Genomic DNA, 5,699 nt, shown 5'->3' on the forward strand with positions numbered 1-5,699 from the left:
TAGGTTCCACCCAAAGAGGTATTAGTGTCGTGTCTCAATCTTATATCAATGTTATCGGAGCTGGTCTGGCTGGCAGCGAAGCAGCTTACCAGATTGCTAAGCGTGGAATTCCAGTCAAACTCTATGAAATGCGGGGTGTCAAATCAACGCCTCAACACAAAACTGCGAACTTTGCAGAACTGGTCTGCTCTAACTCCCTGCGAGGAGATGCCTTGACCAATGCAGTTGGTCTACTCAAAGAAGAAATGAGACGGTTGGACTCAGTCATCTTAAATTCAGCAGAAGCGACTCGAGTGCCAGCGGGTGGTGCTCTAGCAGTTGATAGAGAAGGCTTTTCGCAGCTAGTAACGGAGCAAGTGACCAATCATCCATTGATTGAAGTTACTCGTGAGGAAATCATTGAAATTCCAGAAGATGCCATTACAGTCATTGCGACAGGACCGCTGACCAGCGATGCTTTGGCAGAAAAAATCCACGCGCTCAATGGAGGCGACGGTTTTTATTTCTACGACGCAGCAGCGCCTATTATCGATGTCAATACCATTGATATGACCAAGGTCTATCTCAAATCCCGCTATGACAAGGGCGAAGCAGCCTATCTCAACGCGCCTATGACCAAGCAAGAATTTATGGATTTCCATGAGGCTTTGGTCAATGCGGAGGAAGCACCGCTCAATTCCTTTGAAAAAGAAAAATACTTTGAAGGCTGTATGCCTATTGAGGTTATGGCCAAGCGAGGCATTAAAACCATGCTTTATGGCCCGATGAAGCCAGTTGGTTTGGAATACCCAGATGACTACCAAGGCCCTCGTGACGGAGAGTTTAAGACGCCATATGCTGTAGTGCAGCTTCGTCAGGACAATGCAGCAGGCAGTCTCTACAATATTGTCGGCTTCCAAACTCATCTCAAGTGGGGCGAGCAAAAGCGGGTTTTTCAGATGATTCCTGGTCTTGAAAATGCAGAATTTGTCCGCTACGGTGTCATGCACCGTAACTCTTACATGGACTCTCCGAACCTGCTGGAGCAGACTTTCCGCTCTAAGAAACAGCCCAATCTTTTCTTTGCAGGTCAAATGACTGGCGTCGAAGGCTATGTTGAGTCTGCAGCTTCTGGTCTGGTTGCTGGTATCAATGCCGCTCGACTCTTCAAAGGAGAAGAAGCACTCGTTTTTCCAGAAACAACGGCAATCGGCAGTCTGCCTCATTATGTTACCCATGCGGACAGCAAGCATTTCCAACCCATGAATGTCAATTTTGGGATCATCAAGGAGCTAGAAGACCCTCGGATTCGAGATAAGAAAGAGCGCTATGAGAAGATTGCTGAGCGGGCCTTGCAGGATTTACAGGCTTATCTGGATAAATAATCTATTTTCTACCATTATCTAATAAAAATCATTAAAAAGTTAGGAATTTCCTAACTTTTTTGCTTAATTTGTGTTATAATAAATAAAAATTTTGAAAATAGAAAGTTTTCTGAAAATGAATAAATCCTATTTCTATCTTGATATGAAAACTCATGAGTTGGTGGTTCCTTACACCAAACAAAAGCGGCGCGTGCGAGTGCTGCTTCCTAAAAATTATGAACAAGATACTAAAAAGACCTATCCTGTCGTCTATTTTCACGATGGACAAAATGTCCTCTATAGCAAGGAGTCTTTCAGTGGGCATTCTTGGAAAGTGATTCCGACAATCAAGCGCAATCCCGATATTGAAAAAATGATAGTCGTGGCCATTGACAATGATGGACCGCGTCGGATGAATGAATATTCAGCTTGGAAGTTCCAAGAATCCAATATTCCTGGCATGCAATTTGGCGGTAAGGGAACAGAGTACGCTGAGTTCGTCATGGATGTCGTCAAACCTTTTATTGACGAAAACTATCGGACGAAGGCTGATCGCCAGCATACAGCTATGGTTGGTTCTTCATTGGGTGGCAATATTACCCAGTTTATCGGGATTGAATATCAGGATCAGGTCGGCTGTCTGGGCGTTTTTTCATCAGCCAACTGGCTCCATCAGGAAGCCTTTGACCGCTATATAGAACGCCAGAAGTTGCATTCTGACCAGCGAGTTTTCATCTATGTTGGAACAGAGGAAGCAGATGATACTGACAAGACTCTCATGGCAGGCAATATCAAACAAGCCTACATTGATTCTTCGCTCAGTTATTACCGTCAGCTGATTGCTGCTGGTGTGGAGCTGGACAATCTCCACATCAAAATCCAGTCAGGAGCGATTCACAATGAAGTGGACTGGGCGGAAAATCTGCCCGACTGTTTCCGCTTTATCAGTGAAAAGTGGTAGAAAAAGAAGCAAAAAGGAGAAAAGAAATGCATGTAGAATTTTTAAGTCATTGGAGCGGTCATTTGAACCGTGAAATGTATGTCAATCGTTACGGTCATGCTGGCATTCCAGTGGTAGTCTTTGCTTCGTCAGGCGGTTCTCACAATGAATATGCTGACTTCGGCATGATTGAAGCCTGCTCTTGGTTCATCGAGACAGGGAAGGTACAATTTTTCACCTTGAGCAGCGTAGATAGCGAAAGCTGGCTGGCGGACTGGAAACATCCCCATGACCGTGCTGAGATGCACCGTGCTTATGAGCGTTATGTTATTGAAGAGGCGATACCCTTTATCAAACACAAGACAGGCTGGTTTGACCCAATGATGACGACAGGCTGCTCTATGGGTGCTTATCATGCCGTCAATTTCTTCCTCCAACATCCAGATGTTTTCAATAAAGTAATCGCCCTCAGTGGTGTCTATGATGCACGTTTCTTTGTTGGTGACAATTTGAATGACGAAGTCATTTATCAAAACTCGCCAGCTGACTATATCTGGAACCAAAATGATGGTTGGTTTATTGACCGCTATCGACAGGCTGATATTATTGTTTGTACCGGTTTGGGCGACTGGGAGCAGGATGGTCTTCCTTCATTCTATACACTGAAAGAAGCCTGCGAGCACAAAAATATTCCAGCTTGGTTTGCTGAATGGGGTCATGATGTGTCCCATGATTGGATTTGGTGGCGCAAGCAGATGCCTTATTTCTTGAGCCAGTTAAATCTTTAAAATGTTAAGTAGAAAGGAAGTCTTACTATGAATTATATTGTTATTTCACCTTATTATCCAGAAAATTTCCAGCAGTTTACGATTGAGCTGGCTAACAAGGGCATTACAGTGTTTGGTATCGGACAGGAGCCCTATGAGCAGTTAGGTCCAGGACTTCAGCACGCCTTGACTGAGTATTTTCGTGTTGACAATTTGGAAAATCTGGACGAAGTGAAACGTGCGGTAGCCTTCCTTTACTACAAACATGGACCGATTGACCGCATCGAATCCCACAATGAATACTGGCTGGAGCAAGATGCCCAATTGCGGGAACAATTTAACGTTTTTGGGGCTAAGCCAAATGACCTGAAAAAGACCAAATTCAAGTCTGAAATGAAGAAACTCTTCCAGAAAGCTGGCGTGCCAGTCGTTCCAGGTCAGCTTGTTAAAAAACTATCGGATGTGGATCAAGCTGTCAAAAAAATCGGTCTGCCTCTGATTGCCAAGCCAGACAATGGGGTAGGAGCTGCAGCCACGTTTAAGATTGAGACAGCTGCGGATGTCGAGCATTTTAAAGAAGAATGGGATCAGGAGACTGTCTATTTCTTTGAAAAATTTGTGACTTCTAGTGAGATCTGTACATTTGATGGCCTGATTGATTCTAAGGGAAATATTGTCTTTTCAACGACTTTTGACTACGCTTACACACCGCTAGACCTCATGCTTTATAAAATGGATAATTCTTACTATGTCCTCAAGGAGATGGATCCAAAACTTCGTGCTTATGGAGAAGCCATCGTCCAAGCATTTGGCATGAAAGAGCGCTTTTTCCATATCGAATTTTTCCGCAAAGACGATGATTATATAGCTATCGAATACAATAATCGTCCAGCAGGTGGTTTTACCATCGATGTTTATAACTATGCTCATTCGATTGATCTCTATCGTGGATACGCGAATATTGTGGTGGGTGAACCTTTCCCTGAGTCAGACCTGGAGCCGTTATTCTGCTTGGCAACATCTCGTCGCGCAAGCTCACATTATGCTTACTCAGAGGCGGAGTTGCTAGAGAAATATCGAGATAACTTTAAAGTCAAAAAAGACATGCCAGCAGCCTTCGCAGAGTTGCAAGGAGACTACCTCTACATGCTGACCACTCCAAGTCGGGAACAGATGGAAGAGATGATTGCGGACTTTGGAAAGAAAGCAGAATGATCTTTTATAGTAAATAGTTTCCTTACAGCGGTGAACATCCACTCAGCATATATAATAGTGTTGCGGAAATAGAATGAGAACATAGTTTTGAATCTATTGAACCATCCAAAAAAATCTAAGAATGATAGTTTGTGAAATATTTATTTTTGATTTATCAATCAGCGTATCCATGCAATATGCTGATTTTTCTTTGTGAAAAAATTTGAGCAAAAACTTTGACAGTGCTTTCAATATTCGCTAGAATAGAGGGGAAATAAATAATGCTTATACCCTGTATTATTCGGAATGATAGGACAGTTAGAACTCTCGGGATATTCATAATATCCTAGTACAACTTAAATAGTTGCAGCTGCCTGTACATACGATTGAATGGGGTTTTAGAAAGGCAAAGAAATGGCAACCTTAGATAAATCTCTCTTACTAGAGATGTTCCGTAAAATGGAAGAGATCCGTCGCATGGACTTGAAAATTGCGCAACTTGTAAAAAAAGGAAAAGTTCCAGGCATGACTCACTTTTCAGTTGGTGAGGAAGCAGCAAACGTAGGTGCAATGTTAGCTTTGAATCCGGATGATTTAATCACTTCTAATCACCGTGGCCACGGGCAAGCTATTGCCAAAGGCATTGACCTGAATGGTATGATGGCTGAAATCCTTGGTAAGTACAATGGTACTTGTAAAGGAAAAGGTGGCTCTATGCATATTGCCGATCTGGATGCTGGAAACCTTGGTGCCAATGGTATCGTAGGTGGCGGCATGGGAATCGCTGTCGGAGCAGCTCTGACCCAGCAAATGCAGAAGACAGGCAAGATTGTTGTCTGCTTCTTTGGTGACGGTGCTACAAACGAAGGTGTCTTCCACGAAGCGGTTAACATGGCTTCCATCTGGAACCTCCCTGTGATTTTCTACTGTATCAATAACGGCTATGGTATTTCTGCTGATATTAAGAAAATGACCAATGTTGACCATATTCACCAGCGCAGTGCAGCCTATGGCATTCCAGGCATGTTCATAGAAGATGGAAATAATGTTCTCGATGTCTATGAAGGCTTCCAAAAGGCTGTCGAGCACGTTCGCAGTGGTAAAGGACCTGTCTTGATTGAGAGTGTGACTTATCGTTGGTTGGGACACTCGTCTTCTGACCCAGGTAAATACCGTACTCGTGAAGAAGTGGAAGAATGGAAGAAGAAGGATCCAATAGAAAATTTTCGTAACTACTTGCTGGAAAACAAGATTGCAAGCGAGGAAGAGCTGGAAGCAATCCAAGCTGGAGTCAAAGAAGCAGTAGAAGCATCTGTCAAGTTCGCAGAAGAAAGCCCATTCCCACCGCTTGAATCTGCTTTTGAAGATATTTACGCAGACTAAAGAGAGGAGAAAAAAAGAAAATGGAAACTAAAACTATGTCATTTCGTGACACCATTATCCTCGCTATGTCTG

Annotated in this window: 5 protein-coding genes; all 5 read left to right on the forward strand. The window is 43.3% G+C overall.

Annotation, left to right across the window (positions count from 1 at the left end; translation table 11 throughout):
- The first annotated feature begins 29 nt into the window (after nt 1-29).
- Complete coding sequence (gene trmFO / locus RWS39_RS09000; RefSeq protein ID WP_314482741.1) at nt 30-1,364, forward strand: methylenetetrahydrofolate--tRNA-(uracil(54)-C(5))-methyltransferase (FADH(2)-oxidizing) TrmFO; 1,335 nt, start codon at nt 30-32, stop codon at nt 1,362-1,364.
- A 115-nt stretch (nt 1,365-1,479) separates the two neighbouring features.
- Nucleotides 1,480-2,304, forward strand: coding sequence for an alpha/beta hydrolase (locus tag RWS39_RS09005; protein WP_314482731.1), 825 nt, complete (start codon nt 1,480-1,482; stop codon nt 2,302-2,304).
- Between the two features lie 26 nt (nt 2,305-2,330).
- Nucleotides 2,331-3,071, forward strand: coding sequence for an esterase family protein (locus RWS39_RS09010; protein WP_005591929.1), 741 nt, complete (start codon nt 2,331-2,333; stop codon nt 3,069-3,071).
- A 27-nt stretch (nt 3,072-3,098) separates the two neighbouring features.
- Entirely contained in the window at nt 3,099-4,265 is a 1,167-nt protein-coding gene (locus tag RWS39_RS09015; protein WP_314482735.1) for an ATP-grasp domain-containing protein, read from the forward strand.
- 393 nt (nt 4,266-4,658) lie between these two features.
- Nucleotides 4,659-5,627 carry a thiamine pyrophosphate-dependent dehydrogenase E1 component subunit alpha gene (locus RWS39_RS09020; protein WP_314482738.1) on the forward strand — a complete coding sequence of 323 codons (969 nt, stop codon included), beginning with the start codon at nt 4,659-4,661 and terminating at the stop codon, nt 5,625-5,627.
- The last annotated feature ends 72 nt before the right edge of the window (nt 5,628-5,699 follow it).

This window comes from Streptococcus cristatus (genome assembly GCF_963529205.1).
Classification (GTDB): Bacteria; Bacillota; Bacilli; order Lactobacillales; family Streptococcaceae; genus Streptococcus; species Streptococcus cristatus_O.

What these genes read in the sequence shown, in the direction of transcription:
- RWS39_RS09005 (WP_314482731.1), top strand. Translation starts at nt 1,480, where the DNA reads ATGAATAAATCCTATTTCTATCTTGATATGAAAACTCATGAGTTGGTG.
- RWS39_RS09010 (WP_005591929.1), top strand. Translation starts at nt 2,331, where the DNA reads ATGCATGTAGAATTTTTAAGTCATTGGAGCGGTCATTTGAACCGTGAA.
- RWS39_RS09015 (WP_314482735.1), top strand. Translation starts at nt 3,099, where the DNA reads ATGAATTATATTGTTATTTCACCTTATTATCCAGAAAATTTCCAGCAG.
- RWS39_RS09020 (WP_314482738.1), top strand. Translation starts at nt 4,659, where the DNA reads ATGGCAACCTTAGATAAATCTCTCTTACTAGAGATGTTCCGTAAAATG.